This is a genomic window from Streptomyces sp. OZ13 (assembly GCF_052068155.1).
Lineage (GTDB): Bacteria > Actinomycetota > Actinomycetes > Streptomycetales > Streptomycetaceae > Streptomyces.
Genome location: NZ_JBQHCZ010000001.1, coordinates 146,595 through 172,476 on the forward strand (window position 1 = coordinate 146,595; position 25,882 = coordinate 172,476).

The window sequence follows — 25,882 nt, forward strand, 5'->3', positions numbered from 1 at the left end:
GCACGGCCCGGCCGGGCGGGGCGGCGGACCTACGTCATGAGGCCCACGACGCCCGGGCCTTGAGCCCGATCCGGCCGGGTCGGCGGCGCCGTTAGCGTCGCACCATGCGAATCGGAATTCTTGGCACAGGAAACGTTGCCCGAGCACTGGCGGCCGGCTGGTCCGGCGCGGGACACGAGGTGGTCCTCGGGTCGCGCCGGCCACAGGACAGGAACGAACCGGGCTTCACCGTCGTGGGTCTCGGCGAGGCGGTCGCCGACGCGGAGGTCGTGGTCAACGCGACACCGGGGACCGTGTCCCTGGAACTGCTCGCCGCGATCGGGGAGCCGGCCCTGACCGGCAGGACGCTGATCGACGTCGGCGTCGGACTGTCCGACGACTACACGGAACTCTCCCACCCCAACAGCAGTCTCGGCGAGCAGATCCAGGCCGCCTTCCCGGGGACGGCGGTGGTCAAGACGCTGTGCACCATGGACTCCACCGTGATGGCGCACCCCGACGGCCTGGACGGTCCGAGCACGGTCTTCCTGTCCGGTGAGAGCACCGCCGCCAAGGAGCTCACCGGTCGGCTCCTCGGCGACCTCGGATGGCCGCCCTCGTCGCTGATGGACATCGGCGGCATCACCACCGCACGGGGACAGGAGCACTTCGCGCTGCTCTTCATGGGGATCGCCGCCGGCGTGGGCGGCCACACGTTCAACGTCAACGTCGTCACGCCGTCCCGGTAGTGAGGCGCTCCGGTCGCTGACCGGAACGGGGGAGGCGAGGGGGGAGCGGGGGCCGGGGGGAGAAGCGCCGGCGAGGGCGTCACACGCCCGTGGAGATCAGCTCGTCCGCAGGGGCGTTGACCGGCTGGGGGCAGCCGGTGAGGTCCATGACGAACAGGGGGACGCCGAGCTGGTCGGCGCGGGCGCGGGCGTCGTACGCGTAGCCCGCGAGGGAGAAGAAGACGCTCGCGGAGGACGAGCTGAGGCCGTTCAGCCACAGGCATTCGACGGCGCGCAAGGTCGCCGGCCTGGTCGTGGGGTCGACCTGGGCGACGATGCCGGGGCCTCTGAGGTCGATGCCGGACACGGGGCGGACCTCGGACTGGATCACGTCGCGGAAGCCCAGCCACTTGAGGTAGAGGGCCGCCGCGGTGACCGCGTCGCGCGCGGTGCGGATCGTCACCGGCCGGAATGAGGGCCGGGAGGCGACGGCCGTGCGCGGCAGCGGTATGTGCCAGGGGCGCCGGAGACGGCTCGGCCCCTCGGCGGGGGCCGGCACCGGCCGGGTCCCGACGGGCCGGACCGGGACCCGCAGGACCGTGCCGCAGGGGCAGCCCAGCTCGGGCTGGGGCCACTGGTCCTGGCGGTCGCACTCGGGGCAGCGGACCGTTACCCAGTCGTCCGTCCAGGTGCGGTGCGTTATCGGCTCCGGCCGGGCGGCACGCAGCAGGGGCGCCGCGAGCGGGGCGCCGCACGGGCACGGGTAGACGGGTGCCGCGAAGAGGTGGTCGCGGCGGCAGACCGGGCAGCGCACCGGCACGCTCTCGGTCATCGCGGCCTCTCTCCCTCTCCTCGGTTGCCCCCATCGTCCATCAACCGCGCCCCGTTGGCGAGGCACTTCGCCGACTCCGCGGGCCGTCGGCCGCCGTGGTGGGCGTCCCTTGACGTGGCCCGGAGCGCGCCCTACATTGCTTCCGTATAGCAAAACTGAACTTCCACAATACGGAATAGCAGCTCTCAGGTGGCGCGACAGAGCCTGTTCCGACCGTTCCGACCGTTCCGACCAGATCCGACAGGCCGAAGCAGGAGCACCCCATGCCTCGAATGACCGCCGCCCGTGCGGCAGTTGAGATCCTCAAGCGTGAAGGCGTCACCCACGCGTTCGGTGTGCCGGGCGCAGCGATCAACCCCTTCTACAAGGCCCTCCAGGCCGGCGGCGGCATCGACCACACGCTCGCCCGCCACGTCGAGGGCGCGTCCCACATGGCCGAGGGCTACACCCGGACCGCCCCGGGCAACATCGGCGTCTGCATCGGCACCTCCGGCCCCGCGGGCACGGACATGATCACCGGCCTCTACTCGGCGATCGCCGACTCGATCCCGATCCTGTGCATCACCGGCCAGGCACCGGTCGCCAAGCTGCACACGGAGGACTTCCAGGCCGTCGACATCGCTTCGATCGCCGCGCCGGTCACCAAGGCCGCGACCACGGTCCTCGAGGCGGCGCAGGTTCCCGGCGTCTTCCAGCAGGCCTTCCACCTGATGCGCTCCGGCCGTCCGGGCCCGGTCCTGATCGACCTGCCCATCGACGTCCAGCAGACCGAGATCGAATTCGACCCGGAGACGTACGAGCCGCTGCCGGTCTACAAGCCGGCCGCGACCCGCGCCCAGATCGAGAAGGCGATCGGCTTCCTGCTGGAGTCCGAGCGCCCGCTGATCGTCGCCGGCGGCGGCATCATCAACGCCGACGCCTCCGAGCTGCTCGTCGAGTTCGCCGAGCTCACCGGAACCCCCGTCGTCCCGACCCTCATGGGCTGGGGCACCATCCCCGACGACCACGAGCTGAACGCCGGCATGGTCGGTGTGCAGACCGCGCACCGCTACGGCAACGCGAACTTCCTCGAGTCGGACTTCGTCCTCGGCATCGGCAACCGCTGGGCCAACCGCCACACCGGCTACAAGCTCGACGTCTACACCAAGGGCCGCAAGTTCGTCCACGTCGACATCGAGCCCACCCAGATCGGCAAGATCTTCGCCCCCGACTACGGCATCGCCTCCGACGCGAAGGCCGCCCTGGAGCTCTTCGTCGAGGTCGCGAAGGGACTGAAGGCCGCCGGCCGGCTGCCCGACCGCAGGGAGTGGGTCGACGCCACCAACGAGCGCAAGGCGACGCTCCAGCGGCGTACGCACTTCGACAACGTGCCGCTCAAGCCGCAGCGCGTGTACGAGGAGATGAACCGCGCGTTCGGGCCCGAGACCCGGTACGTCACCACCATCGGTCTCTCGCAGATCGCGGGCGCCCAGATGCTGCACGTCTACCGGCCGCGCCACTGGATCAACTGCGGCCAGGCCGGCCCGCTCGGCTGGACGATCCCCGCCGCGCTCGGTGTGGCCAAGGCCGACCCGGAGGCCTCCGTCGTCGCCCTGTCCGGTGACTACGACTTCCAGTTCATGCTGGAGGAACTGGCCGTCGGCGCGCAGCACCGCATCCCGTACGTCCATGTCCTGGTGAACAACTCCTACCTGGGCCTGATCCGTCAGGCGCAGGCCGGCCTCGACATCAACTTCCAGGTCAACCTGGAGTTCGAGAACATCAACTCCCCGGAGATCGGCGTCTACGGCGTCGACCACGTCAAGGTCGTCGAAGGTCTCGGCTGCAAGGCGATCCGCGTCACCGAGCCGGACCAGCTGCTGCCGGCCTTCGAGGAGGCGAAGAAGATCGCCGCCGAGTACCGGGTCCCGGTCGTCGTCGAGGCGATCCTGGAGCGCGTCACCAACATCGCGATGAGCAAGACCGCGGACATCAGTGACGTCACCGAGTTCGAGGAGATCGCCACCGAGCCGGGCCACGCCCCGACCGCGATCAGGCCGCTGAAGGTCTGACCGCGCCGGACGCCCGGTCCGCATCCCCGGACCGGGCGTCCGTCGTGTCCCGGCACCCGCGCCGTGGGCTCAGCCGGCCGGTACCGTCAGCTCCACCTCGAGCACCTGGTCCGTGCCGTCGGGCTTCCCGCCGTTGCGGTCGGTGTTCGTGGTGGACACCCACAGGGCGTTCCTGCCGGGAACCTTCTCGACGGTTCGCAGCCGGCCGTACGTGTCCTTGAAGTACGCCACCGGGGTGCCCGCCTCCGTGCCGTCGACGGGAATGCGCCACAGCCGCTTGCCGCGCATCGCGGCCATGTACAGGTTGCCGTCGGCGTAGGCGAGGCCGCTGGGGGAGGCCTCCCTGACCGGCCAGTGGGCCTTGGGACCGATCATCCCCTCGGTGGCGCAGGGGCCTTCGCACGTCGGCCAGCCGTAGTTCTTGCCGGGTTCGATGAGATTCAGCTCGTCGCTCGTGTCCCAGCCGAGCTCGGACGCCCACAGCCGGCCCTCCGCATCCCACGCCAGGCCCTCGGGATTGCGGTGGCCCATGGAGTAGACGTAGGTGCCGAACGGATTGCCGGGCGCCGGCCTGCCCTCGGAGGTCATCCGAAGGATCTTCCCGTTGAGGGAGTCCTTGTCCTGCGCCAGGGCCTTCTTGTTGCCGTCCCCCACCGCGACGTACAGGTAGCCGTCCGGGCCGAACTTCAGGCGCCCGCCGTTGTGGATCCGGTCCTTCCTGATCCCGGTGAGCAGCGTTGTGTAGGCGCCCAGCGTCGAACCGTCGTACGTCATCCGGGCGACCCGGTTGTCCGTCGCGGTCGTGTGCAGGATGTAGAGGTAGTGGTCCTCCTCCCAGGTGGGCGACACCGCGATGCCCAGCACACCGTCCTCGGCCCCGGTGGTCACCGATTCGGGGACGCTGCCCAGGAGTGTCTTCTCTCCGTCCTGGGTGAGCTTGAAGATCTTGAACGTCTCGCGCTCGCCGACCAGCGCGGAGCCGTCCGGCAGCCAGCTCAGGCCCCAAGGTGTGGTCCACTCGGTCGAGACGGTCCGGACCTCGCCGGGTTCCGTCTGCGCATGGCTCTCGGCCGGGCGCGCCGGCGCGCCGGTGCCGGCGACCCCCACCAGCAGGCCCCCGACCATGATTGCGACCACGCTCCCCGAACGGAGCGACGGTCCCCTCGAAGTTCTTCTGCGCGTCGTAAGAGCGGACACGGGCATCCTCCAGGAAGGCTCGGGGCTGATCACCGGGAGCGTAGGTCGGCCACGGCTGACGGCACGTCAGACTGCTCCGGCGGGTCACCCGGTCGGCCCGCCCCCGGTTGCCCGAGCTCCGGTGGCTGACGATGCTGCGGTGGGGGACGTAACGTCATCCGAAAGGCAGGACGACTCATGACGGACACACCCATGAAGGCGACCACCGGACCCGAGCGGGCGGGCCGCGAAGCAGCGCCGTACGTACCGGAACCGGCCTGGCAGCGGCCCGAATACGTGGTCGTGGAGACCGCGCTCGAGGTCACCGCCTACGCCCTCGCCACCCGCTGACGCCCCACCGGACATGCTGCTCAAGGTGCTGGGCACCGCGGCAGGCGGCGGCGTACCACAATGGAACTGTGCCTGCCGGGAATGCGCCGGAGCACGGACACATCCGCGGCGACGCCGCCGCCACGCCGCACTCGCCGTGAAGGCGGCAGAGGGCCGCTGGTACCTGGTCAACGCCACCCCCGACATCGGCGACCAGATCGAGGACTGTCCCGAACTGCATCCGGGCCCCAGGGAGCGCCACACACCGGTGGTCGGAGTCGTGCTGACCGACGCCGAGCTCGACCACACCCTCGGCATCGCCCGGCTCAGGGAAGCCGAACAACTCGAAGTCATCGCCACGGCCGCCGTACGCGAGGCGGTACGAGACCGGCAGCACCTCGGTGCCCTGCTCGCCCCCTACACCTCACTGACCTGGCGGGAGCTCCCCTCCACGGGCCGGGCCGAGCCGCTCGCCACGGACTCCGCGATCCACATCGGCGCCGTCCCCGTCTCCACGAAACGGCCCCGCTACGCGGCCGCGGACCCCGCGGAAGCAGACGACGCCGGCGACTGGGTGACTGCCCTCCGGCTCACCGATCGCACCACCGGACGCACCGCCGTCTACGCACCCGCGCTGGGCGCGTGGCCGCAGGCGCTGGATGACGCCGTTGCCGAGGCCGACTGCGTCATCCTCGACGGCACCTTCTGGGACGACGACGAGCCCCGGCGCGCCGCCTTCTCGACCCGCGGCGCGAAGGCCATGGGCCATCTCCCGATCGACGGGCCGGACGGCACCGCACGACGGCTCGCCGCCCTGACCGCGCGCCGGCTGTACACGCACCTCAACAACACCAACCCACTTGTGGACCCGGACGCGCCGCAGCACAAGGTGCTGGCCCGGCTGGGCATCGAGGTGGCCGCCGACGGAATGGAGATCGTGCTGTGACCCTCGTGGAGACGGAACGGCCTTGGGGGCGGCAGGAGTTCGAGGACCAGCTGCGGGCAGTGGCCGAGCAGCGCTACCACGACCGCCATCCCTTCAACGTGCGGATGCACGAGGGCACACTGACCCCCGCGGAGGTGCGGCGCTGGATCACCAACCGCTTCCACTACCAGCAGCACATCCCCGTCAAGGACGCCTTGATCACCGCCAAGCTCGGGACACCGGAACTGCGGCGCATGTGGATCCGCCGCATCCAGGACCACGACGGACGCGAGGGCGACGAAGGCGGGATCGAGCGGTGGCTGCGGCTGGGTGAGGCGGCCGGCCTGGACCGGGCCGGGCTCCTGTCCGGCAGCGGCGTGCTGCCGGGTGTCCGCCTGGCGGTCGAGGGCTACGTCAACTTCTGCCGGCTGCGGTCGACGCTCGAGGCGGTCGCGGCGTCGCTCACCGAGCTCTCCGCCCCCGACCTCATGAGGCGGCGGATCGAAGCCTTCGAACGGCACTACCCGTGGATCGACGCCGAAGGGCTGGCCTACTTCCGGGCACGTGTCGGCCAGGGCCGACGGGACAGTGGCGAGGCGATGGACCTTGTGCTGAGCCGGGCACGGGGCAGGGCGGAACAGGAGCGGGCGGTCGCGGCACTCGCGTTCAAGTGCGACGTGCTCTGGTCGCTGCTCGACGCGGTGGACCACGCGGGGACGGCGGACCCCCGATGACCGCGGCCCCGGACCAGGAGATCGAGCCGACATGGCGCCCGGCGCTCGTCCCGGCCGTCGTGCTGCGGTACGACCGGGTACGTGCCACCCACCTGCTGGTGATGCCGGAACGCGTCGTCGTCCTGCGCGGTCACGCCGGCGAGATCCTGCGACTGTGCGACGGCGAGCGCGAGGTCCGCCGGATCGTCGACGACCTGGCGGCCCGTTTCCCGGGCGGTCCGGTGGCCACCGACGTTCCCGCGTTCCTGCGGCGGCTGCGCGCCGAGGGCTGGCTGCGGTGAGTGCGGTGCCGCCCCCGTGGGCGCTCCTCGCCGAGCTGACCCACGCCTGCCCGCTGCGCTGCCCGTACTGCTCCAACCCTATGGAGCTGACCCGCCGCTCCCGCGAGCTTTCGACGGCCCAGTGGCAGGACGTCATGCGGCAGGCCGGGGACCTGGGAGTGGTGCAGACCCATCTGTCCGGCGGAGAACCGCTGTTGCGGCCCGACCTGGAGGCCGTCGTCCGCGCCGCGGAGTCGGCGGGCGTCCACACCCAGCTGGTCACCAGCGGGCTGGGTCTCGACGAGGCCCGGCTCGCGGGGCTCGTGGAGGCCGGCCTGCGGAGCGTCCAGCTGTCGGTCCAGCACGCCGACCCTTCGGTCTCCGAACGCATCGCCGGGCGCAGGTCGTTCGAGGCGAAGGAGCGTGCCGCGGCGCTGGTGCGTGCCGCGGGACTGCCGCTCGGTGTCAACGTCGTTCTGCACCGCGAGAACCTCGACGCCATCGACGCCGTCGTGGAGCTGGGAGTGGCCTGGGGCGCGGACCGGATCGAACTGGCGAACACCCAGTTCTACGGCTGGGCCCTGCACAACAGGGTGGCCCTCATGCCCACTCGCGCCCAGCTGGACCGCGCGTCGGACGCGGTCCGGCGGTGGCGGGAGCGACTGGCCGGGCGCACCGAGCTGGTCTGGGTCGTCCCGGACCACGTCGAGGGCGTCGCGAAACCGTGCATGGGCGGCTGGGGCGCCGTCTCCCTCACCGTGGCACCCGACGGAACCGTGCTGCCCTGCCCGGCGGCCGCGACGCTGCCCGGCCTGGACCCGCCGCGTGTCGGCGACCGGACACTCGCCTGGATCTGGGAGCATTCCGCCGCGTTCAACCGGTACCGGGGCACCGACTGGATGGGCGACCCCTGCCGCAGCTGCCCGCGCCGCGACGAGGACTTCGGCGGCTGCCGCTGCCAGGCCTACGCGATCACCGGCGACGCGGCCCGTACCGACCCCGCGTGCCGGCTGTCACCCGACCACGGCCTCATCAGGGCCGCTGCCCTGGCCGAGGAGGAAGCCCCCGACCTGGTCCACCGGACGCCGGGAGCTTCGGCCCTCACCCGTCTTCGCGTATCGGGGATCCCTGACGCGCCCTGAACAAGCGCCGGACGTGCGGTGTTCCGGTGCTTTAGCGTGGCCGTCAGGAGGTGGCGATGGAAACGCTGGACGGTCTGCCACTGCTCGGCTTCGCCGAGCTGAAGGGGCTGGAGGCCTGGCTGGACGAGCATCACGGGACGGCACCGGGCGCCTGGCTGAAGCTCGCGAAGAAGGGCTCGGGTGTCCCCTCACCGACCGCCGACGAGGTCAACGACGCGGCGCTCTGCTTCGGCTGGATCACCGGTCTGCGGCGCTCGTACGACGACGTGCACTACCTTCAGAAGATCACCCGCCGTCGGCCTCGGAGCACCTGGTCGCAGGTGAACATCAACAGGGTCGAGTCGCTGACGGCCGCCGGCCGGATGCGCGAGCCGGGCCTCGCGGAGGTGGCGGCGGCCAAGGCGGACGGCCGCTGGGAGGCCGCCTACGCGTCGCAGCGCGACGCCACGGTGCCCGCGGACCTGGCTGCCGCGCTCGAGGCGAACACCCCGGCGCGAAAGACCTTCGAGGGCCTCGGCAGGTCGGACCAGTACCTGGTGATCCTGAACCTGCTGAAGGCCACGACCCCCCGGACACGGGCGGCCCGCCTGGACCGGATGATCGCCACGCTCGCCTCCGGCGAGAAAGTGCGCTGAACCGGAACGCGGACCAGGGCCCGGCCGCTGTGCGATGGCCGGACCCTGATCTCGGGCGCGCGGCACGGGACCGTACCGGACCGTGCACCCTGTCTGTGAAGTTGATGCCGCCCGACGGTGCGAGGCTGGCGCGACAGGACGTTCGCGCCGCCGGGCGGGGTCTTGGTGGGGTCGCCGCCCGAAGCGGCGAAGCCGCGATGCGGCGTGAAGGATCGGTCGTTCGCGCCGCGGCGGGGTCCTGCTGGAGGGTGAAGAGGGGACCGCGGCGGGGCGATCGGCTGCCGCGGAGAACGTTCTTCAGGTCAGAACGGGTCCGGGAGCCTTCACCACCGCACTGGCATCGCACGCCGCCGCGGTCCTCGCTTCAGCCCGCTGCACGCACCACCCCTCATCCGGGTCCGTGCCGCGGGCTCACGCCCGGGGGCCGACCTCCCGTCGGTCCCTGGGCGCGGGTCTCGCTGTCAGTCCTCGCGCAGGGCGCGGACCGCCTCCTCCACGCGCTTGCCGTACTCGGGGTCGGCGGCGTGGAAGTGGGCCAGGTTCTTCTCGATGACGTCGTCGCGCGTGACCTGGGAGAGGCCGCCCGCGATGTTGGCCACGAGCCGGCCCTTCTCCTCCTCGGACATCAGCCGGTACAGCTCGCCCGCCTGGAAGAAGTCGTCGTCCTTGGTGTGCGCGGGCGCCTCGTGGGTGCCCGTCCAGCCGTGGACGGCGAGCGGGGCGGAGAGCGCCGCGTCCGTCTGGGCGGGCCCGGAGTAGGAGTTGGGCTCGTAGTTCTTGTCGTGGCGCGAGCCGTTGCGGGTCGCCATGAGGCCGTCACGGCCGTAGTTGTCCGCGACCGTCGCCTTCGGCGCGTTCACCGGCAGCTGGGTGTGGTTGACACCGAGGCGGTAGCGGTGGGCGTCGGCGTAGGCGAACAGCCGGCCCTGGAGCATCTTGTCCGGCGAAGGGCCGATACCGGGAACGAAGTTGTTCGGGGAGAAGGCTGCCTGCTCGACCTCCGCGAAGACGTTGTCCGGGTTGCGGTCGAGGACCAGACGGCCGACCCGCTGCAACGGGTAGTCGGCGTGCGGCCACACCTTGGTGAGGTCGAACGGGTTGAAGCGGTAGTCGGCCGCCTCCGCCGCCGGCATGACCTGGACGTACAGCGTCCAGGACGGGTTCACCCCGCGCTCGATGGCCTGGAGCAGGTCCGTCTGGTGCGAGTTGGCGTCCTTGCCGACCAGTTCCGCGGCCTGCTCGGAGGAGAGCGAGCGCACGCCCTGGTTGGTCTTGAAGTGGTACTTCACGAAGAAGGCCTCGCCCGCCTCGTTGGTCCACTGGTAGGTGTGGGAGCCGTAGCCGTTCATGTGGCGGTACGAGGCGGGGATGCCACGGTCGCCCATCAGCCAGGTCACCTGGTGCGTCGCCTCGGGGGCGTGCGCCCAGAAGTCCCATACGTTGTCCGGCTCCTGACGGCCCGTGAACGGGTCACGCTTCTGGGAGTGGATGAAGTCGGGGAACTTGATCGGGTCCTTGATGAAGAACACCGGGGTGTTGTTGCCGACGAGGTCGTAGTTGCCCTCTTCGGTGTAGAACTTCACGGCGAAGCCGCGGGGGTCACGGACCGCGTCCGCACCGCCGAGGGAGTCGGCGACGGTGGAGAAGCGCAGGAACGTCTCCGTGCGCTTGCCGGCCTGGGAGAGGAAGTCCGCCTTCGTGTAGCCGGTGACGTCGTCGGTCACCTCGAAGTACCCGTACGCGCCGGAGCCGCGGGCGTGCACCACGCGCTCCGGGATGCGCTCACGGTTGAAGCGCGCGAGCTTCTCCAGCAGGTGCTGGTCCTGAAGGAGGACGGGGCCACCGACGCCGGCGGTGGCGGAGTTCTGGTTGTCGGCGACGGGGGCGCCGGACTCGGTCGTAAGCACGCGCTTCGACATCGTGACCTTCCGTACGGGAGCTGCACTGGGGACGGTTCGAGGAGCGTAAATACGAGCCGAACGAAACGTCAACAGTTTGTTGAAAACGAAGGGAGAGGTTCCGGTCGGTGCCGACGCCTGGGCGCGACAGGACAGGTGTCAGCGCCGACACCGACCGGAAGTTTGTGGGGCCGTGATTGGCCTGAGGGGGGCCTCCTGTGAACCCGGTCGTGCTCAGCCTGGGCAGGGGCCCTGGATGGTCGCTGTCCGGTGGGGGCTGATCACGGGGTGGGCCGCCGCCAGGGGTCGGCCGGGTAGGCCGGATGCGGCCGAGCACGGGGGCCGCTCTGTGTGGGCCGGTCACGGCCCGGTGGGGGACGGCCATGGCGTGGGCCGCCGCCCGGGGTGGGCCGGCCCGTCATCGGCCGGCCGTCACCCCCGGGGTCGGCCGGGCGCGGGCGGGGTCAGGCCTGCGAGCCCGAGAGGCGCTCCACCGCGCGCAGCAGGGCCGAGTGGTCCAGGCCGCCGTCGCCCTGGGCGCGCAGCGACGCGACCAGCTGGGCCACGACCGCGCCGACGGGCAGCGCCGCGCCGACGTTGCGGGCGGCGTCGGTGACGATGCCCATGTCCTTGTGGTGCAGGTCGATCCGGAAGCCCGGCTTGAAGTCCCGGTTCAGGAAGTTGTCCTTCTTGCGGGTCAGGACGGTCGAGCCGGCCAGGCCGCCGCCCAGGACGTCGAGCGCCGCCGAGAGGTTGACGCCGGACTTCTCCAGGAAGACCACGGCCTCCGCGCACGCCTGGATGTTGACGGCGACGATCAGCTGGTTGGCGGCCTTCACCGTCTGGCCGGAGCCGTGCGGACCGCAGAGCACGATGGTCTTGCCGAGCGCTTCCAGGATCGGCCTGGCGGTGTCGAAGTCGGCCTGCTCGCCGCCGACCATGATCGAGAGTACGGCCTCGATCGCGCCGGCCTCGCCGCCGGAGACGGGGGCGTCGAGGACGCGGATGCCCTTGTCGGCCGCGTTCTTCGCCAGGTCGACGGAGGTCTGCGGGGTGATCGAGGACATGTCGATCAGCAGCGCGCCCTGGCGCGCGTTCTCGAGGATGCCGTCGGGGCCGTAGGCGATGGCCTCGACCTGCGGGGAGGCCGGGACCATCGTGATGACGACGTCGGCGTCCTTGACGGCCTCGGCGATCGAGCCGGCGGCCGTGCCGCCCGCCGCCGCGAGGCGGTCCAGCTTGTCCTGCTCGAGGGTGTAGCCGGTGACGGAGTAGCCCGCCTTCAGCAGGTTCTCGGACATGGGGGAGCCCATGATGCCGAGTCCGATCCACGCAATCGCCGGGCGGGTGGGTCGGGAGGAATCTGTGAGGGTGCTCATCGGGGGTACCTCTCTGAAAAAAGCGTGCAAGGGAAGTCAGCGGGCGGCGCGCGCCCCGGCCGGCAGCCAGTCGAAGGACTCGGCGCTCGGGCGGTCGCCGGCCTTGTACTCCAGGCCGACCCAGCCCTCGTAACCGGCCTTCTTGAGGCCGTCGAGGAGCTGCTCCAGCGGGAGCGAGCCGGTGCCGGGGGCGCCGCGACCCGGGTTGTCGGCGATCTGGACGTGGCCGGTCTTCTCGGCGTAGTCGTCGATGACCCGGGCGACGTCCTCGCCGTTCATGGACAGGTGGTAGATGTCCAGGAGGAACTTGGCGTTGCCGAGACCGGTCGCGGCGTTGACCTTGTCGATCACATCGATCGCCGCCGGGGCGCTGACCAGCGGGTACAGCGGCGACTCGGGCTTGTTGAGCGTCTCGACCAGCAGGATCGCCCCGACGCGGTCGGCGGCGCGGGCGGCGAGCACCAGGTTCTCCAGGGCGAGGGCGTCCTGGACCTGCGGGTCGGCGCCGTCGACGCGGTTGCCGTAGAGGGCGTTGAGGGCCTTGCAGCCCACGGACGCCGCGAAGTCGGCCGCCACCTCGATGTTGGCGCGGAAGCGGTCGGACTCGTCGCCGGGCACGGAGAGCGCGCCGCGGTCGGGGCCGGGCAGCTGCCCGGCGTAGAAGTTCAGTCCCACCAGCTGGGTGCCGGCGTCGTCGAGTGCCTTCTTCAAGGCGTCGAGTTCGGCCTGCGGCGGGGTGGGGGTCTCGATCCACGGCCACCACAGCTCGACCGCGGTGAAGCCGGCCGCGGCGGCGGCCGCCGGGCGCTCCAGCAGCGGGAGTTCCGTGAAGAGGATCGAGAGGTTCACGTCGTAGCGGTGGTCGCTGTATCCCATGGGGTTGTGCGCCCCTTCCGTATTGCGGAAGTCTCTTTCTGTCTGACGGAATAATCTCCGGGCGGGGTGACGGCTGTCAAGAGCGACCACAAAAAAGCGCCTCCCGAGCGGGCCGTCGGAAGGCGGGTCAGGCCTTCTTCAGTTCCTGCTCGGGAGGCGTGCGGGGGGTCGGGGGCGTCCCCCCGCGTCCTGGGGATGGTCCTCAGAGCGCGTCGACGGCACTCACCTTCCAGCCGCCGGACGTACGGGTCATGGTCATCCGGACCCGGTTCAGGTCGACCCGCGAACCGGTGACCTGCGTGCTGGTGGTGACCTGGTTGACGAACAGCAGCACCACGGCCCGGTCGGGCGACACGGACACCACCGAAGCGGCGGGCGCGCCGCCGTCCGGGGGCGCGGCCACACTCGCCTTGACGACCCCGCGGTACTTCTTCGCGGTGGGCCCCACCACCTTGCTCGTTGTCCTGCCGTACTCCTCCTCGAAGGCGCCGGTCAGATGGCCGCGCGCCGCGGCGAAGTCCGCCTCCAGCCTGCGGTGGTCGTACGACAGCACCACCGGCGCCGCCTTCCGGGCCGCCGCGACCGCCTCGGTCCGGGCCGCGTCGGTACGCCGCCCCTCGGCGTACTCCCACCCCAGCACGCCCACCGCGGTCAGCCCGAGGACCACCAGGACGGCCAGCAGGGCGCAGAGCCGCGCCCGCCGCCGGCGTCGGCGACGCTCGGGCAGGAGCGCGGCCTCCTCCGCCAGTACGACAGGCCCCACATGCTGGTTCTCGTCCCGGCGGGCCTGCGACGCGTCGTCGGGGGCCTCGAGCCGCCGGGGAGCCGGGGCGCGCGGCGTATCGAGCACGGTGGAACCGCCCGGGCCCGGCCGGACCCGGTCCGACCGCTTGGCGGCCGCACGCGCGGCCGCCGACATGGCACGACGGCCGGGAGAGGTGGAGCCACGGCCCCGGATGGTCGGGTTCGCCACGGTCTTGCTCCTCACTGCTGGTGGTACGGGTGTGCGCTCGGGTGTGCCGCCCGCCGGGTCAGCCGACGAACTCGACATCGGACGTCAGCCAGCGGCCCTTCTCGAGCACGAGATCGAGTTGCAGCCGGTAGGTACGGGACTGCCCCTCCGGCGCGGCCTTGTTCGTCACCTTGCTGTCGGCGACGACCAGCACCCGCGCCGAGCGCTCGTCGGCCCGCGCTATGCCCGCCTCGAGCACCTGCCCCTCCGAGACGGACCTGTTGGCGGCGACCAGCTTGGTCAACTCGCCTGTCTGCGCGGCGAACTGCTCCTTGAAGTCGCCCGTCGCGCCCTTCAGGACGTTCGCGCTGTCCCGCTCGTAGTGCCGGTAGTCCAGCGACGTGAAGTTCAGCGCCGACTGGCGGGCGGCGGCCAGGATGTCCTGGTGCCGCTGCGCCTGCGCGCGCTGCTCGTACACCTCGACGCACAGCCGGCCGCTGAGGGCCGTGACCGCTACGGTCGCCACGGCGAGCGCGGCCGGCAGTGCCCTGCCGCGCCGCGCGGCCGCGGCCGTCCTGCCGCCGATCCGCCGCAGCGCCGCCACGAGCCCGGGCCGCCGCGTCCCCCCTTCGGGGGTGTCGTCCTCGCCCGCGATGTCCCCGGGGGCGCTCTCCTCGGGCGTGCCCTCGGACGCCGCGCCCTTCGGCGCGCTGCCCTCGCCGGCGGCTTCCTCCGCCGCGCCGTCGTCGCGTGCCGCGTCCACGGGCGCGGTGTCCTCGCGTGCGTCGTCCGCGCTCATGCCATCGGTCCCACGAGCAGCCATTGCCACGAGTCCTTTCCGAACGTGCTCTGTTCTCCGCCCGTCGAGCCGATCTCGAGGAGCGTGCCGCCCGGCCCGGCGAGGGTGCCGGTCTCCGGGTCGTACGGGGTGACGTGCGCCGCCTGCCGCGCGCCGCCGGACCGCGAAGGGCCCGGCGCGTTCTGCGCGCCGCGCACGGACGTGCCGCTGCCGCGCGGCTCGGTGCAGCGCGCCCCGGTGTCGGCGGGCCGCTGAGAGGTGTCCGCCGGGTCGCGCCGCTGAGTGCCGTACCCCTGGCGGCACGGCGGCGGGTCGTCGGCGTTCACGACCATGCCGAAGTGGGTGGTGCCGTCGCCGGGGATCACGGTGTAGCTGCCGGCGACGATCACCGGGAACGTCACCAGCGCCTGCTCCACACCGGGCAGGCGCGCCACCGTGACCTGGCCGCCGCTGATCAGGTTGGAGAGCAGCACCGGCAGATGCGTCTCGTTGGACTTCAGCAGTGAGTCGACCTCCTGCGCCGCCGGGGCGGTGTTGCCGACCAGCCGCCGCAGATCGCCGTCGCGTGCCTTGAGTTCCGCGGTCAGCGCGGCCAGGTCGCGGGAGAACGACTTGATGGCCGACCCCTTGTCGCTCTGGGTCTTCAGCACCACCCGTGAGTCCTCGATGAGCGAAGTCGTCTCCGGAAGGTTCTCGGAGGCCGACTCCACCAGCAGGTTCCCGGAGTCGACCAGCCTGCTCAGATGCGGCCCGGTGCCGGCGAACGCCTTGCCGAGTTCGTCGACCGTGACCCGCAGATCGTCCTTGCCGACCGAGTTGACCAGCCGGTCCAGGCTGAGGACGAGCGCCGTCGTGGGCAGCGGGACCCTGGTGTCGGCGCGCGGGATCTTGCTGCCCTCGTCCAGATACGGGCCGCCGGAGCGGCGCGGCTGGAGGTCGACGTACTGCTCGCCGACCGCGGAACGGTTCGCCACCACGGCCAGCGTGTCCGCCGGTATCCGGGTCCCGTCCTCGATGTCCAGCGCCACGGAGACACCGTCCGTGCCGGCGAGCCGCAGCTCCCCGACCCGGCCCACCGGAACGCCCCGGTAGGTGACCTCGGCGCCCTGGAAGATGCCACCGGAGTCGGCGAAGTCGGCCCGCACGGTGTAGCCGCGGTCCAGCACGCTGTCCACCAGGCCGGTGTAGCGGGCGCCGACGTACGAGCACCCCACCGCGGTGACCGCGGCGAAGGCGATCAGCTGGGCCCTGACCGTACGTGTGATCACGGCTGCATCCCCTTCAGCATCAGTTCGGCCAGCGCCAGGTCGATCCCCGCGGGCAGCCGCCGTCCGTCGCCGTCCCGGTGGGCGACCTGGCTGCCGGTGCACACCGGCGGACACAGCGGCCCGTCGCCGCCGGGGGGCGGCGGTGCGCCCGGCGTCGGTGCGCCGGGAACCTCGGGGGGCGCGGTCGGCAGGGGCGCTTGCGGCAGGCCGGGCACCTCGGGCAGGTCGGGCGTCCCGGGAACCTGCGGCGGCTCCGGTGTCCCCGGACCGCCCGGGCCCGGCGGTTCCTCCGCGAGGTTGCCGTAGACGCTCGCGAGGTCCAGATCCGCGGTGATCTTGAGGTTGACGTAGTCGCCCTTGATGGCGCCGGTCACGTTCCGGGGGAACGGATAGGTCGTCAGGAGTTCCAGCGAGTTGGGGAGATCGCTGCCGGCCTTGTTCAGCTGCTGCAGGATCGGCTGGAGGCTCCTGAGGTTGGCCACCGTGTCCGCGCGGGAGGTGTTGATCACCTTGGTGCCCGTCTTCCCCAGCTCGGAGAGCGAGGTCAGCATCGCCGTCAGGTCGCTGCGCTGGTCGGCCAGGACCTTCAGCGCGCCGGGCACCGTGTCCACGGCCTGCGCGATCGTCTTCTTCTCGGCGGCCAGCCGCTTCGCCAGCCGGTCGATGCCCTTGAGCGCCCGGACGATCTCCTTGCGCTGCTTGTCGAGCCCGCCGATGAACGTGTCCAGCTCGCCGAGCAGGTCCTTGACCCGGTTCTCCCGGCCCTCCAGCGCCTTGTTCAACTCCACGGTGATCGTTTTGAGTTGCGCCACGCCGCCGCCGTTCAGCAGCGCGGAAAGGGCGGAGAGCACCTCCTCGATCTCGGGGTTGCGTCCGGTGCGCGACAGCGGGATGCGCGCACCGTCGGTGAGCCGCCCACTGGCCTCGATGCCGACCGGCGGGGACAGGGCCACGTACTTCTCGCCGAGCATGCTGGTCTGCCGCAGCTCGGCGAAGGCGTTGCCGGGCAGCTTCACGTCGTCCGCGATACGCAGGCGTACCCGGGCGTGCCAGCCGACCAGTTCCACCTTCTCGACCGCGCCCACGGTGACGTTGTTGACCTTCACCGCCGACTGCGGGACCAGGTCCAGGACGTCCCTGAAGTCGGCCGTCACGTGGTAGGCGTTGCCGTCGGCGGCGGCGCCGCCGGGCAGGTCCACGTCGTACAGGCCGTTGAAGTCGCAGCCGGTGAGCAGTACGGAGCCCATGGCGGTGGCCAGGGCCACGGCCCGGTGCCTGCGGGGTGCACTCATGCGCGTGCCTCCAGGATTCCGCCGAGCGTCCGGTCGACCTGGCCGGAGCCCGGCACCGCGCCGGCGTGCGGCACCTCGGGCAGCGAGTCGAACAGCTCGTCCAGCTCCGCGCAGTCGGGGTTCTTGCCCCCGGCATCGCCCATCGTCCTCAGCAGCGAGCACAACAGCGCCGCCGGATCCTGCGGATGGTCGGGGTTGTTGCGGGTGTCGAGGGTGCCTGACGACGGGTTGTAGGCGTTCTGGAGGTTGGACAGGCCGGTGGGCGCGACCTCCAGCAGCTCCGCCAGCGCCGCCCGTTGGGTCACCAGCACCTTGGTGACCTTGCTGAGTCCCTTCACGTCCTCGGTCAGCGCCTTCTTGTTGTTCTTCACGAACCTGGACACGTCGCCGAGCGCCGCCCCCAGATGCCTGAGGGCCGCCGCGAGGTCCTTGCGCTCCCCGGCGAGCTGATCGGCGACCGCGGCGAGACTGTCGTTGAACGACCGCACGCTCTTGTCGTCGGCGGCGAGCGCCGCGGTGAACACCTGAAGATTGCGTACGGTCCCGAACAGGTCGTCCCGGCCGTCCGACAGCGTGGTGACGGCGAGGGACAGGTCCTCCACCGTCCGGTGCATCTGTTCGCCCTGGCCGTCGAGATTGGCGGCGCTCACCCCCAGCAGCCGCGCGAGCGAGCCGTCCTCGTTGGCGCCCTTCGGACCGAGCGCCTCGGCCGTCGTGTGCAGGCTGTCGAAGACCCGGTCCAGCTCCACCGGCACGGCCGTGCGGCTCTGAGGGATCACCGCGCCGTCGCGCATCACGGGCCCGCCCCGGTACACCGGCAGCATCTGCACGTAACGGTCGCTGACCACCGAGGAGTTGATGATGGCGGCCTGGGCGTCGGCGGGGATCTTGCGCCCGGGCTCGTACTCGAGCTGCACGCGCACCCGGCCGCCCTCGGGAACGATCTCGGTGACCTCACCGACGCGTACGCCGAGCACCCGCACGTCGGAGCCCGGGTAGATGCCCACGGTGCGCGGGAAGTACGCGGTGACGCGGACCGGTTCCTCGCGCGGCCACAGCACGACCGCGGCGCAGACCAGCAGCGCCGCGACGGCGGCGGCGGCCGTCAGCCGGGCCGTACGGCCCTTCGGATCGAAGCGGATACGGCCCTTCATCGCGAGCCTCCTGTCCGGGGGACCACCGGAGCGGCGACCATGTTCTGGATGTAGCTGTCGAACCAGCGGCCGTTGCCGAGGGTGTTGGTGAAGACCCGCACGTACGGGGCGAGCAGCGCGACGCTGCGGTCGAGGCTCGCCTGGTTGCGCTCCAGCATCCGCACCACCTGGTTCAGCCCGCTCAGCGCCGGGCCGATCTCCTTCTCGTTGTCCGCGACCAGGCCGGAGAGCTGGATGCCGAGTGCGGCGGAGCTCTTGAGCAGCGCGTGGATCGCCGCCCGGCGCCGTGTGATCTCCTTGAACAGCGCGTCGCCGTCCTTGACCAGGGTGGTGAACTCACCGGACCGTTCGGAGAGGATCTTGGTGACCGAGTCGGCGTGCTTCAGCAGCTCGCGCAGGTCCTCGTCACGCGAGGCCACCGTCTTCGAGATCCTCGACAGGCCCTTGATGGAGGCGCGTACCTCTTCGGGCGAGTCCTCGAAGGTCGTCGAGATGGTGTCCAGAGCCTTCGCCAACTGCTCCGTGTCGACCTTTTCGCTGGTCGTCGTCAGATCGCTGAAGGCCTGGACGACGTCGTAGGCCGGGGTGGTGCGCTCCAGCGGGATCTCGCTGCCGGGCCGCAGCTGTCCCGACCCTTTCGGCTGCAGGGCAAGGTACTTCGCGCCCAGGATCGTCTTGATCCGGATGGCGGCGCCGGTCCTCGTGCCGAACTCCGGCTCGCCCTTGATCTTGAAGGTGACCTTCACATGGTCGCCGTCGAGGTCGACCGCGTCGACCTTGCCGACCTTGACCCCGGCGATGCGCACCTCGTCACCCGGCTTGAGGCCGCCGGCCTCCGAGAAGGCCGCGCTGTACGTCTCGCCGTTGCCGATCACCGGCAGGCTGTCGGCGTTGAACGCGGCGGTCGTCAGCAGCGCGAGCGTGGTGATGCCGACCGCGCCGATCACGACCGGGTTGCGGTCACGGAACGGTGTGCGGGGAAGGAGACGTATCTTCATCCGCCGCACCTCGCCCGCGCCACGTGCAGCTCCGGAGTGATCACCTCTCGGGTCTTCGGCAGCACGATCCGGCCGTCGAAGTCACAGAGGTAGAAGTTGAACCAGGAACCGTACGAGGCGGTCCCCGTCAGCTTGTCGAGCTTGTTCGGCAGCCGCTTCAGCACGCCCTCCACGGTCTTCTCGTTGTCGTTCAGCGTCTTGGTCAGGTCCCTCAGCTCGGCGATGTCGCCCCGCAGCGGCGGCCGTGCGTCCTCGAGCAGACCGGAGGTCGCCTCGGTCAGCGCGCCGATGTTCTCCAGCGAGGAGCCGATCGGCTTGCGGTCGGCGGACAGGCCGGAGATCAGCCGCTGGAGCTGCTTGAGCAGTCCGGAGAACCGGGCGCCTCGCTTGTCGAGGGTCTGGAGCGTGGTGTTGAGGTTGTCGATCACCGACCCGATCAGCTCGTCCCGGTCGGCGAGGGTCGTGGTCAGGGACGCGGTGTGCGCGAGGAGGCTGTCGACCGTTCCGCCCTCGCCCTGCAACGTCTTGATGATCTCGGTGGCGAGCTGGTTGACGTCCTTCGGACTGAGCGCGGCGAACAGCGGCTTGAAGCCGCCGAGCAGGGCGTTCAGGTCGAGCGCCGGCTGGGTCCGGGCCAGCGGGATCGTGTCGCCGGGCTTCATCCGGGTGCCGTCGCCCGCGCCCTCCGTCAGGGCGACGTAGCGCTGTCCGACCAGGCTCCGGTAGCGGATGACCGCTCCGGTGCTGGTCAGCAGCGGCCGGTCGCGGGTGACGGTGAACGTCACCTCCGCCAGCGTGCGGTCCTTGATGCGGATGGCCTCGACCTCGCCGACGCGCACTCCGGCGACGCGGATGTCGTCGCCCTCCTCGAGGCTGGTGACATCGCTGAACACGGCACGGTAGGTGTGCTCCGGGGTGAAGGAGATGTTGACGATCGTCGCCGCGAGCAGCGTCGTCGCCAGGACCGTCACCGCGGCGAAGAGAAGGAACTTGACCAGCGGTGCCGCGGTCGCGGTCGCTCGTGACGCCTTCATGCCACACTCACCGCCGTCCCGCGTGCCATGGGCCCGAACAGCAGCGTCGCCACCGCGGGAACCCGGTCGGCGGGCACCCCCAGGACCGGCGCGACCAGCGAGCCCACGGCCCGCTGCTCGGCCGCCGTCGCGGAGACCGGGCCGGCTCCTGGCGGGCCGCCGGCAGCGACGTCCTTCGTACCGTCGTCGAGCTTGGTGTGCCCCGCCGGCACGGAAGGGCCAGGGATGCCTCGGCAGTTCGGGCCGGAGCGCTCGGCATAGCGCGGTTCCTCACCGGGTCGGTACGCGGGTCGCGGATGGACGAATTCGAGGGTGATGCGCATCTCGCCGCCCGCGAACGCCTTCTCCGACTCCCTGCTCTGGCGCTCGAGGCCTTCCAGCAGGCACGGGTACTCGGGTGAGTAGCGGGCGAACAGGTCGAGCGTCGGGCGGGAGACACGGCCCAGGGTGATCAGCCGCTCGCCGTTGTCGTCGAAGAACTTCTCCGCCGTGCCGGCGACCTTCGCCGTTCCCGTCAGGGCTGCGGCCAGCTGCTCGCGCTTCTCCACGATCGTGCGGCTCGTGGTGACGGAGTCGCGCAGGATGTTCATCAGGTCCGGCGCCGCGTCGCCGTAGACCTCGGCGACATCGGCGAAGCGGGAGATGTCCTCCTGGAGGGAGGGCATATGGGGGTTGAGCTCACGCAGATAGCGCTCCAGCCGTACGAGGTTGTCGCCGATGCGGTCGCCACGCCCCTCCAGCGCGGTGGAGAACGCGTGCAGCGTGGCGTTGAGATCCGCGGGCCGCACGGTGCGCAGCAGCGGCAGCAGGTCGTTCATCAGATGCTGCACCTCGATGCCCGCCCGGGTGCGGTCCTGGGTGATGACGTCGCCGGCCCGGATGTGCCGGCCCGAGGAGCCGCCCGGCACCACCAGGTCGACGAACTTCTCGCCGAACAGCGTCTTCGGCAGCAGCCGGGCGTGCACATCGGCCGGGATGCGCGACACGTGCTCCGGCTTCAGCGCGATGTCGAGCGTCGCCTTCTCCCCGTCGGCCCGCACCTCGCGCACCTCACCGACGAGCAGTCCGCGCAGCTTGACGTCGGCCCTCGGGTCGAGCTGGTTCCCCAGCGTGTCCGCCTCCAGCGTGACGCGCACGACCGAGGTGAACACCTGCTGGTACGTGGCCACCGCCAGCGACAGCAGCAGCGCGATGACGGCGACGAACACCAGCCCGTACAGCCGCAGTCGGCCGGCGTGCGCCGCGGCGCTTCCCTCTCTGCTCATCGGCCCTTACCCCGCTATCCGTACGGTCGTGTTGGCGCCCCAGATCGCCAGGCTGAGGAAGAAGTCGAGAATGTTGATCGCCACGATCGAGGTGCGCACGGCGCGGCCCACGGCGACCCCGACACCGGCCGGGCCGCCGCTCGCGTAGTAGCCGTAGTAGCAGTGCACCAGGATGATCACGACGGCGAAGACGATCACCTTTCCGAAGGACCACAGGACGTCGACCGGCGGCAGGTACTGCTGGAAGTAGTGGTCGTAGGTGCCGGCCGACTGCCCGTAGTAGCCGGTGGTGATCGTGCGGGCCGCGAAGTACGAGGACAGCAGCCCCACCACGTACAGCGGGATCACCGCGACGAAACCGGCGATCATTCGCGTCGTCACCAGGAACGGCAGCGACGGGACGCCCATCACCTCCAGCGCGTCGGTCTCCTCGCTGATCCGCATCGCGCCCAGCTGCGCGGTGAACCCGGCGCCGACCGTCGCGGACAGCGCCAGGCCCGCCACCAGCGGCGCGATCTCCCGGGTGTTGAAGTACGCGGAGAGGAACGCCACGAAGTTCGACGTGCCGAGCTGGTTGAGCGCCGCGTAGCCCTGGAGGCCGACCTCGGTGCCGGTGAAGAACGACAGGAACGCGATCACCCCGACGGTCCCGCCGACGACGGCGAGCGCCCCGCGCCCGAAACTCACCTCCGCGAGCAGCCGGAGGATCTCCTTCTTGTAGCGGCGCAGTGTCCGGCCGGTCCAGGCCAGCGAACGGCCGTAGAAGACCAGCTGCCTGCCCAGCTCCTCGAGCTGCGGCGGCAGCAGACGATTCATCAGCGGCATCGCTCAGCCCCTCTGCGGAACGATCTGGAAGTACACGGCGGTCATCACGAAGTTCGTCACGAACAGCAACATGAAGGTGATCACCACCGACTGGTTCACCGCGTCGCCGACGCCCTTGGGGCCGCCCTTCGCGGTCAGCCCCTTGTACGAGGCGACGATCGCCGCGATCGCCCCGAACACCAGGGCCTTGAGTTCGGCCGCCCACAGGTCGGAAAGCTGGGCGAGCGTGGTGAACGAGGCCAGATAGGCGCCAGGGGTGCCGTTCTGCAGCACCACGTTGAAGAAGTAGCCGCCCGCCACCCCGACCACCGACACGAGGCCGTTGAGCAGCACCGCCACCAGCATCGTGGCCAGCACCCGCGGCACGACCAGCCGGTGGATCGGGTCGATGCCCAGCACCTGCATCGCGTCGATCTCCTCGCGGATCTTCCGCGCCCCGAGATCCGCGCAGATCGCCGTGCCGCCCGCGCCCGCGATCAGCAGCGCGGTCACGATCGGCGACGCCTCCCGCAGCACCGCGAGGACCGACGCGGCGCCCGAGAACGACTGCGCGCCCAGCTGCCTCGTCAGAGAGCCGATCTGCAACGCGATCACCGCTCCGAACGGGATCGACACCAGCGCCGTCGGCAGGATCGTCACACTCGCGACGAACCACGCCTGCTGGATGAACTCCCTGACCTGGAAGGGCCGCTTGGGGATCGTGCGCAGCACGTCCAGCCCCATGGCGAACAGGCTGCCCGACTGCCGCAGCGCCCCGACGGGCGACAGGCTCATGCCTCGCCCGCCCTTCCGCGCACCGACGCCCGCAGCCGCCGCAGCGCCTCACGGTCCGCGATCTCCGCCCAGCGGGGCGGCCGTTCGATGCCCTCGGTCGGCAGCAGCCGCGGTGTCAGCTCGAGCACGCCCGGTACGGCGGCGTCCGCCGCCTCACCGAGCTGCGCGAGCTCCTGCTCGACCTGGGCGGCGTCCTTCTCCTCCGCCATGCCGATCGGTCCCTGCATCCGCCCGTTGAGGAACTGCCGAACCACGGGCTCTTCGCTGGTCAGCAACTGCTCCCGCGGTCCGAACATCACCAGCTCGCGGCGGAACAACAGCCCGATGTTGTCGGGGACCTGGCGGGCCGAGGCGATGTCGTGGGTGACAATGAGGAACGTGGCGTCGATCTGCGCGTTGAGATCGACGATCAGCTGGTTGAGATACGCCACGCGCACCGGATCGAGACCCGAGTCCGGCTCGTCGAACAGGATGATCTCCGGGTCGAGCACCAGGGCCCGCGCCAGTCCGGCCCGCTTGCGCATACCGCCGGATATCTCGCCGGGCAGTTTGTCCTCGGCGCCGATCAGGCCGACCATGTCCATCTTCTCGAGCACGATCCGGCGGATCTCGCCCTCCGGCTTGCGGGTGTGCTCGCGCAGCGGGAAGGCGATGTTGTCGTAGAGGTTCATCGAACCGAACAGCGCGCCGTCCTGGAACAGCACGCCGAACAGCTTCCGCACCTCGTAGAGCTCGTGCTCCCGCAGCGTCGTGATGTCCTGCCCGGCGATCCGGATGGACCCGCGCTCGGGTTTCAGCAGCCCCACGAGCGTCTTCAGGAACACGGACTTGCCGGTCCCGGAGGGCCCCAGCATGACGGAGACCTCCCCGGCGGGCAGGGTCAGGGAGACGTCCTGCCAGATGACCTGGCGCCCGAAGGACTTGGTGAGCCCTTCCACGCAGATCTCGACACCCATCCGGTACACCCTTCAGCCGTGGAGCGGTCCGACAACTGCTCTACGGGGAGGGGAGGGGCGTCCGTCGCGACGGGGCGAAGATTTTTTCGACGGGGTTTCGCGGGGGTGTCGGGACGGGGGCGGGTGCCGCATGCGGCGTGCGTGTCCCCTACCCGCCCCTTCCCGCTGTACCGATGTGCGGCTCCGCCGCGTGGCGGGGCAGGCCCCGGACCCCGCACCGCGCTTCGCGCGGTGCCCTCAAGCTCCCCCTACGGCCTGGCGGCCGTGGGAGGTGCCCCCGGGCGGGCTCGAGTTGCCTGACAACTTCAGCCTCGCCGGCGTTCGAGGCGCGGGGGTGCGGTGGGGGTCCCCCCACGCCGCCAGGCGTAGGGGGAGGAGCCCCCGAAATACCGCGCGCAGCGCGGTGCCGGGTCCGGGCGGAGCCCGGGTTCGGGAAGTGGGGGTCCCCCCACGGCCGCCAGGCCGAAGGGGGAGGGGTGGGGAAAACGCCCCGCGCAGCGGCTACGGCTGTGCCGGAAGCGCCGGCGGGACCGGCACGGTCGGGACCGACGCCGACGGGGCCGGCAAGGCCGGAACCGAGGACGGCACGGCCGGAACCGACGGCCGCACGGTCGGGACCGACGCCGACGGCACCGTTGGCAGCAACGACACCAGATCCTCCGCCTCCGGCACGGGCAGCCCCGACACCGGCGGCGTCGACAGCGGCAGCGCCGGCAGCGGCACGCCGGGCAGTTCCGGCAGCGGCAGGCCCCGCTCGCCGGCGGGGCGGGCCCCGCCCGACGCCCCCGGGGTGGGGGCGGGCGACGGGGAGGCGTTCCCCGGCGCACCCGTGCGGTCGGGTTCCGGCGCCCCGGACCCGGCCGCCTCCGTCGCCGCCGGCTGCGTCGCCGGCCGCGGCGAGGGGGCGTCGCCGTCATGGACGTGCGGCAGGACCAGGCCGGCCACCGCGAGCGTGACCGCCGTCGAGGCGAGCGCCACCGCTTGGGCGTTGCCCCCGCTGCCCGGCCTGCCCCGGCCGCACAACCACAGCGCCAGCCCGAGCGTCGCCGCCAGCGAGTTGCGCAGGGTGCGGCGGGCGCGTGCCAGCAGGGACTCGACGGTGCGGTAGCTCAGGCCCATCTTGGTGGCGACCTGCCCGACGTCGAGGTCCTCCGCCTTCAGCCAGAGCGCCTCCGCCTGCCGGGCGGGCAGTTCCGAGCTTCGGACCGCGAGCCAGCGCGCCTCCGCGCGGTCGCAGACCGCCTCCTCGACGGGGACCGGGCCCGGGGGATGCAGCCTCGGGCTGCTGCGTACCTGCGCCTCCCGGTGGACCTGACGGTGGCGGTCCACGCACAGCCGCATCGTCACCGTCGTCAGCCAGGCGCCCAGCCGCTCGTCGTCGAGGTCCGGGTGCTCGGCGGCACGCAGCATCGCCTCGTGCACGGCGTCCTCGGCGTCCTCTGCGCTGACCGACCGGCGGCGGGCCACCTTGAGCAGGTCCTCGCGGTGGCTCCAGGCGCGCTGCCAGCGTTCCTTGGACTCCCGACCCGGCCCGTCGGGCTGGGCAGGCTGCATGTCCGTAGCCATGAGGGCCCCTTCGCTCGCACCGCCGGTCGCGTCCCTGTCCGGCGGGTGGCGACA

Annotated in this window: 25 protein-coding genes; 8 read left to right on the forward strand and 17 right to left on the reverse strand. The window is 71.3% G+C overall.

Features of this window, described 5'->3' with window-relative positions; translation table 11 throughout:
* The first annotated feature begins 104 nt into the window (after positions 1 to 104).
* Positions 105 to 728: an NADPH-dependent F420 reductase gene (locus tag ACTMTU_RS00645; RefSeq protein ID WP_441261413.1), complete on the forward strand. Its 624-nt coding sequence runs from the start codon at positions 105 to 107 to the stop codon at positions 726 to 728.
* Between the two features lie 79 nt (positions 729 to 807).
* Here the strand turns inward: ACTMTU_RS00645 and ACTMTU_RS00650 are convergent, their stop codons facing one another.
* Complete coding sequence (locus ACTMTU_RS00650; protein WP_441261414.1) at positions 808 to 1,539, reverse strand: hypothetical protein; 732 nt, start codon at positions 1,537 to 1,539, stop codon at positions 808 to 810.
* Between the two features lie 263 nt (positions 1,540 to 1,802).
* On the opposite strand from ACTMTU_RS00650, the gene gcl reads away from it, so the two are divergent.
* Positions 1,803 to 3,590 (forward strand): glyoxylate carboligase, encoded by a 1,788-nt coding sequence (gene gcl, locus ACTMTU_RS00655; RefSeq protein ID WP_441261415.1) that lies wholly within the window; start codon positions 1,803 to 1,805, stop codon positions 3,588 to 3,590.
* Positions 3,591 to 3,659: 69 nt separating this feature from the next.
* Here the strand turns inward: gcl and ACTMTU_RS00660 are convergent, their stop codons facing one another.
* On the reverse strand, positions 3,660 to 4,715 hold the full coding sequence (locus ACTMTU_RS00660) for a PQQ-dependent sugar dehydrogenase (RefSeq protein ID WP_441261956.1): 1,056 nt from the start codon (positions 4,713 to 4,715) through the stop codon (positions 3,660 to 3,662).
* Positions 4,716 to 4,964: 249 nt separating this feature from the next.
* On the opposite strand from ACTMTU_RS00660, the gene pqqA reads away from it, so the two are divergent.
* Genes pqqA through ACTMTU_RS00690 form a run of 6 tightly spaced genes read left to right on the forward strand, consistent with a single transcriptional unit; the run spans position 4,965 to position 8,792 of the window.
* Positions 4,965 to 5,117 carry a pyrroloquinoline quinone precursor peptide PqqA gene (pqqA, locus tag ACTMTU_RS00665; protein ID WP_441261416.1) on the forward strand — a complete coding sequence of 51 codons (153 nt, stop codon included), beginning with the start codon at positions 4,965 to 4,967 and terminating at the stop codon, positions 5,115 to 5,117.
* A gap of 13 nt (positions 5,118 to 5,130) precedes the next feature.
* Entirely contained in the window at positions 5,131 to 6,042 is a 912-nt protein-coding gene (gene pqqB / locus ACTMTU_RS00670) for a pyrroloquinoline quinone biosynthesis protein PqqB (protein WP_441261417.1), read from the forward strand.
* On the forward strand, positions 6,039 to 6,755 hold the full coding sequence (pqqC, locus tag ACTMTU_RS00675; protein ID WP_441261418.1) for a pyrroloquinoline-quinone synthase PqqC: 717 nt from the start codon (positions 6,039 to 6,041) through the stop codon (positions 6,753 to 6,755). Before pqqB ends, pqqC begins: the two co-directional genes overlap by 4 nt.
* A complete protein-coding gene (pqqD, locus tag ACTMTU_RS00680) occupies positions 6,752 to 7,036 on the forward strand; it encodes a pyrroloquinoline quinone biosynthesis peptide chaperone PqqD (RefSeq protein WP_441261419.1) in 285 nt (94 codons plus the stop codon). The genes pqqC and pqqD overlap by 4 nt, the downstream gene beginning before the upstream one ends.
* Positions 7,033 to 8,157 (forward strand): pyrroloquinoline quinone biosynthesis protein PqqE, encoded by a 1,125-nt coding sequence (pqqE, locus tag ACTMTU_RS00685; protein WP_441261420.1) that lies wholly within the window; start codon positions 7,033 to 7,035, stop codon positions 8,155 to 8,157. The genes pqqD and pqqE overlap by 4 nt, the downstream gene beginning before the upstream one ends.
* 56 nt (positions 8,158 to 8,213) lie before the next feature.
* Positions 8,214 to 8,792 carry a YdeI/OmpD-associated family protein gene (locus tag ACTMTU_RS00690; RefSeq protein WP_441261421.1) on the forward strand — a complete coding sequence of 193 codons (579 nt, stop codon included), beginning with the start codon at positions 8,214 to 8,216 and terminating at the stop codon, positions 8,790 to 8,792.
* Between the two features lie 461 nt (positions 8,793 to 9,253).
* On the opposite strand, the gene ACTMTU_RS00695 is transcribed toward ACTMTU_RS00690, so the two are convergent.
* From ACTMTU_RS00695 to ACTMTU_RS00765, 15 genes are all read right to left on the reverse strand, one after another.
* Complete coding sequence (locus tag ACTMTU_RS00695) at positions 9,254 to 10,711, reverse strand: catalase (RefSeq protein WP_441261422.1); 1,458 nt, start codon at positions 10,709 to 10,711, stop codon at positions 9,254 to 9,256.
* A gap of 443 nt (positions 10,712 to 11,154) precedes the next feature.
* Positions 11,155 to 12,069, reverse strand: coding sequence for a 2-hydroxy-3-oxopropionate reductase (locus ACTMTU_RS00700; protein WP_441261423.1), 915 nt, complete (start codon positions 12,067 to 12,069; stop codon positions 11,155 to 11,157).
* 36 nt (positions 12,070 to 12,105) lie between these two features.
* A complete protein-coding gene (locus ACTMTU_RS00705; protein ID WP_441261424.1) occupies positions 12,106 to 12,945 on the reverse strand; it encodes a TIM barrel protein in 840 nt (279 codons plus the stop codon).
* 202 nt (positions 12,946 to 13,147) lie between these two features.
* Positions 13,148 to 13,918 (reverse strand): hypothetical protein, encoded by a 771-nt coding sequence (locus tag ACTMTU_RS00710; RefSeq protein WP_441261425.1) that lies wholly within the window; start codon positions 13,916 to 13,918, stop codon positions 13,148 to 13,150.
* Between the two features lie 58 nt (positions 13,919 to 13,976).
* Positions 13,977 to 14,696 carry a hypothetical protein gene (locus ACTMTU_RS00715; RefSeq protein ID WP_441261426.1) on the reverse strand — a complete coding sequence of 240 codons (720 nt, stop codon included), beginning with the start codon at positions 14,694 to 14,696 and terminating at the stop codon, positions 13,977 to 13,979.
* Positions 14,693 to 15,964 carry an MCE family protein gene (locus tag ACTMTU_RS00720; RefSeq protein ID WP_441261427.1) on the reverse strand — a complete coding sequence of 424 codons (1,272 nt, stop codon included), beginning with the start codon at positions 15,962 to 15,964 and terminating at the stop codon, positions 14,693 to 14,695. Before ACTMTU_RS00720 ends, ACTMTU_RS00715 begins: the two co-directional genes overlap by 4 nt.
* On the reverse strand, positions 15,961 to 17,256 hold the full coding sequence (locus ACTMTU_RS00725) for an MCE family protein (protein WP_441261428.1): 1,296 nt from the start codon (positions 17,254 to 17,256) through the stop codon (positions 15,961 to 15,963). Before ACTMTU_RS00725 ends, ACTMTU_RS00720 begins: the two co-directional genes overlap by 4 nt.
* Positions 17,253 to 18,410, reverse strand: coding sequence for an MCE family protein (locus ACTMTU_RS00730; protein WP_441261429.1), 1,158 nt, complete (start codon positions 18,408 to 18,410; stop codon positions 17,253 to 17,255). The genes ACTMTU_RS00725 and ACTMTU_RS00730 overlap by 4 nt, the downstream gene beginning before the upstream one ends.
* Complete coding sequence (locus tag ACTMTU_RS00735; protein ID WP_441261430.1) at positions 18,407 to 19,408, reverse strand: MCE family protein; 1,002 nt, start codon at positions 19,406 to 19,408, stop codon at positions 18,407 to 18,409. Before ACTMTU_RS00735 ends, ACTMTU_RS00730 begins: the two co-directional genes overlap by 4 nt.
* Positions 19,405 to 20,442 carry an MCE family protein gene (locus tag ACTMTU_RS00740; protein ID WP_441261431.1) on the reverse strand — a complete coding sequence of 346 codons (1,038 nt, stop codon included), beginning with the start codon at positions 20,440 to 20,442 and terminating at the stop codon, positions 19,405 to 19,407. Before ACTMTU_RS00740 ends, ACTMTU_RS00735 begins: the two co-directional genes overlap by 4 nt.
* Positions 20,439 to 21,707: an MCE family protein gene (locus tag ACTMTU_RS00745; protein WP_441261432.1), complete on the reverse strand. Its 1,269-nt coding sequence runs from the start codon at positions 21,705 to 21,707 to the stop codon at positions 20,439 to 20,441. The genes ACTMTU_RS00740 and ACTMTU_RS00745 overlap by 4 nt, the downstream gene beginning before the upstream one ends.
* Before the next feature lie 6 nt (positions 21,708 to 21,713).
* Complete coding sequence (locus ACTMTU_RS00750) at positions 21,714 to 22,532, reverse strand: MlaE family ABC transporter permease (RefSeq protein ID WP_307709063.1); 819 nt, start codon at positions 22,530 to 22,532, stop codon at positions 21,714 to 21,716.
* A 3-nt stretch (positions 22,533 to 22,535) separates the two neighbouring features.
* A complete protein-coding gene (locus ACTMTU_RS00755) occupies positions 22,536 to 23,306 on the reverse strand; it encodes an MlaE family ABC transporter permease (protein WP_159685103.1) in 771 nt (256 codons plus the stop codon).
* Entirely contained in the window at positions 23,303 to 24,262 is a 960-nt protein-coding gene (locus ACTMTU_RS00760) for an ABC transporter ATP-binding protein (protein WP_441261433.1), read from the reverse strand. Before ACTMTU_RS00760 ends, ACTMTU_RS00755 begins: the two co-directional genes overlap by 4 nt.
* A 501-nt stretch (positions 24,263 to 24,763) precedes the next feature.
* Entirely contained in the window at positions 24,764 to 25,828 is a 1,065-nt protein-coding gene (locus ACTMTU_RS00765; protein WP_441261434.1) for a sigma-70 family RNA polymerase sigma factor, read from the reverse strand.
* Positions 25,829 to 25,882: the final 54 nt, after the last annotated feature.

Excerpts from the sequence above, each read along its gene's own strand:
- ACTMTU_RS00645 (WP_441261413.1), top strand. The coding sequence starts at position 105 with ATGCGAATCGGAATTCTTGGCACAGGAAACGTTGCCCGAGCACTGGCG.
- ACTMTU_RS00650 (WP_441261414.1), bottom strand. The coding sequence starts at position 1,539 with ATGACCGAGAGCGTGCCGGTGCGCTGCCCGGTCTGCCGCCGCGACCAC.
- gcl (WP_441261415.1), top strand. The coding sequence starts at position 1,803 with ATGCCTCGAATGACCGCCGCCCGTGCGGCAGTTGAGATCCTCAAGCGT.
- ACTMTU_RS00660 (WP_441261956.1), bottom strand. The coding sequence starts at position 4,715 with ATGGTCGGGGGCCTGCTGGTGGGGGTCGCCGGCACCGGCGCGCCGGCG.
- pqqA (WP_441261416.1), top strand. The coding sequence starts at position 4,965 with ATGACGGACACACCCATGAAGGCGACCACCGGACCCGAGCGGGCGGGC.
- pqqB (WP_441261417.1), top strand. The coding sequence starts at position 5,131 with ATGCTGCTCAAGGTGCTGGGCACCGCGGCAGGCGGCGGCGTACCACAA.
- pqqD (WP_441261419.1), top strand. The coding sequence starts at position 6,752 with ATGACCGCGGCCCCGGACCAGGAGATCGAGCCGACATGGCGCCCGGCG.
- ACTMTU_RS00690 (WP_441261421.1), top strand. The coding sequence starts at position 8,214 with ATGGAAACGCTGGACGGTCTGCCACTGCTCGGCTTCGCCGAGCTGAAG.
- ACTMTU_RS00695 (WP_441261422.1), bottom strand. The coding sequence starts at position 10,711 with ATGTCGAAGCGCGTGCTTACGACCGAGTCCGGCGCCCCCGTCGCCGAC.
- ACTMTU_RS00700 (WP_441261423.1), bottom strand. The coding sequence starts at position 12,069 with ATGAGCACCCTCACAGATTCCTCCCGACCCACCCGCCCGGCGATTGCG.
- ACTMTU_RS00705 (WP_441261424.1), bottom strand. The coding sequence starts at position 12,945 with ATGGGATACAGCGACCACCGCTACGACGTGAACCTCTCGATCCTCTTC.
- ACTMTU_RS00715 (WP_441261426.1), bottom strand. The coding sequence starts at position 14,696 with ATGAGCGCGGACGACGCACGCGAGGACACCGCGCCCGTGGACGCGGCA.
- ACTMTU_RS00725 (WP_441261428.1), bottom strand. The coding sequence starts at position 17,256 with ATGAGTGCACCCCGCAGGCACCGGGCCGTGGCCCTGGCCACCGCCATG.
- ACTMTU_RS00730 (WP_441261429.1), bottom strand. The coding sequence starts at position 18,410 with ATGAAGGGCCGTATCCGCTTCGATCCGAAGGGCCGTACGGCCCGGCTG.
- ACTMTU_RS00735 (WP_441261430.1), bottom strand. The coding sequence starts at position 19,408 with ATGAAGATACGTCTCCTTCCCCGCACACCGTTCCGTGACCGCAACCCG.
- ACTMTU_RS00740 (WP_441261431.1), bottom strand. The coding sequence starts at position 20,442 with ATGAAGGCGTCACGAGCGACCGCGACCGCGGCACCGCTGGTCAAGTTC.
- ACTMTU_RS00745 (WP_441261432.1), bottom strand. The coding sequence starts at position 21,707 with ATGAGCAGAGAGGGAAGCGCCGCGGCGCACGCCGGCCGACTGCGGCTG.
- ACTMTU_RS00750 (WP_307709063.1), bottom strand. The coding sequence starts at position 22,532 with ATGCCGCTGATGAATCGTCTGCTGCCGCCGCAGCTCGAGGAGCTGGGC.
- ACTMTU_RS00755 (WP_159685103.1), bottom strand. The coding sequence starts at position 23,306 with ATGAGCCTGTCGCCCGTCGGGGCGCTGCGGCAGTCGGGCAGCCTGTTC.
- ACTMTU_RS00760 (WP_441261433.1), bottom strand. The coding sequence starts at position 24,262 with ATGGGTGTCGAGATCTGCGTGGAAGGGCTCACCAAGTCCTTCGGGCGC.
- ACTMTU_RS00765 (WP_441261434.1), bottom strand. The coding sequence starts at position 25,828 with ATGGCTACGGACATGCAGCCTGCCCAGCCCGACGGGCCGGGTCGGGAG.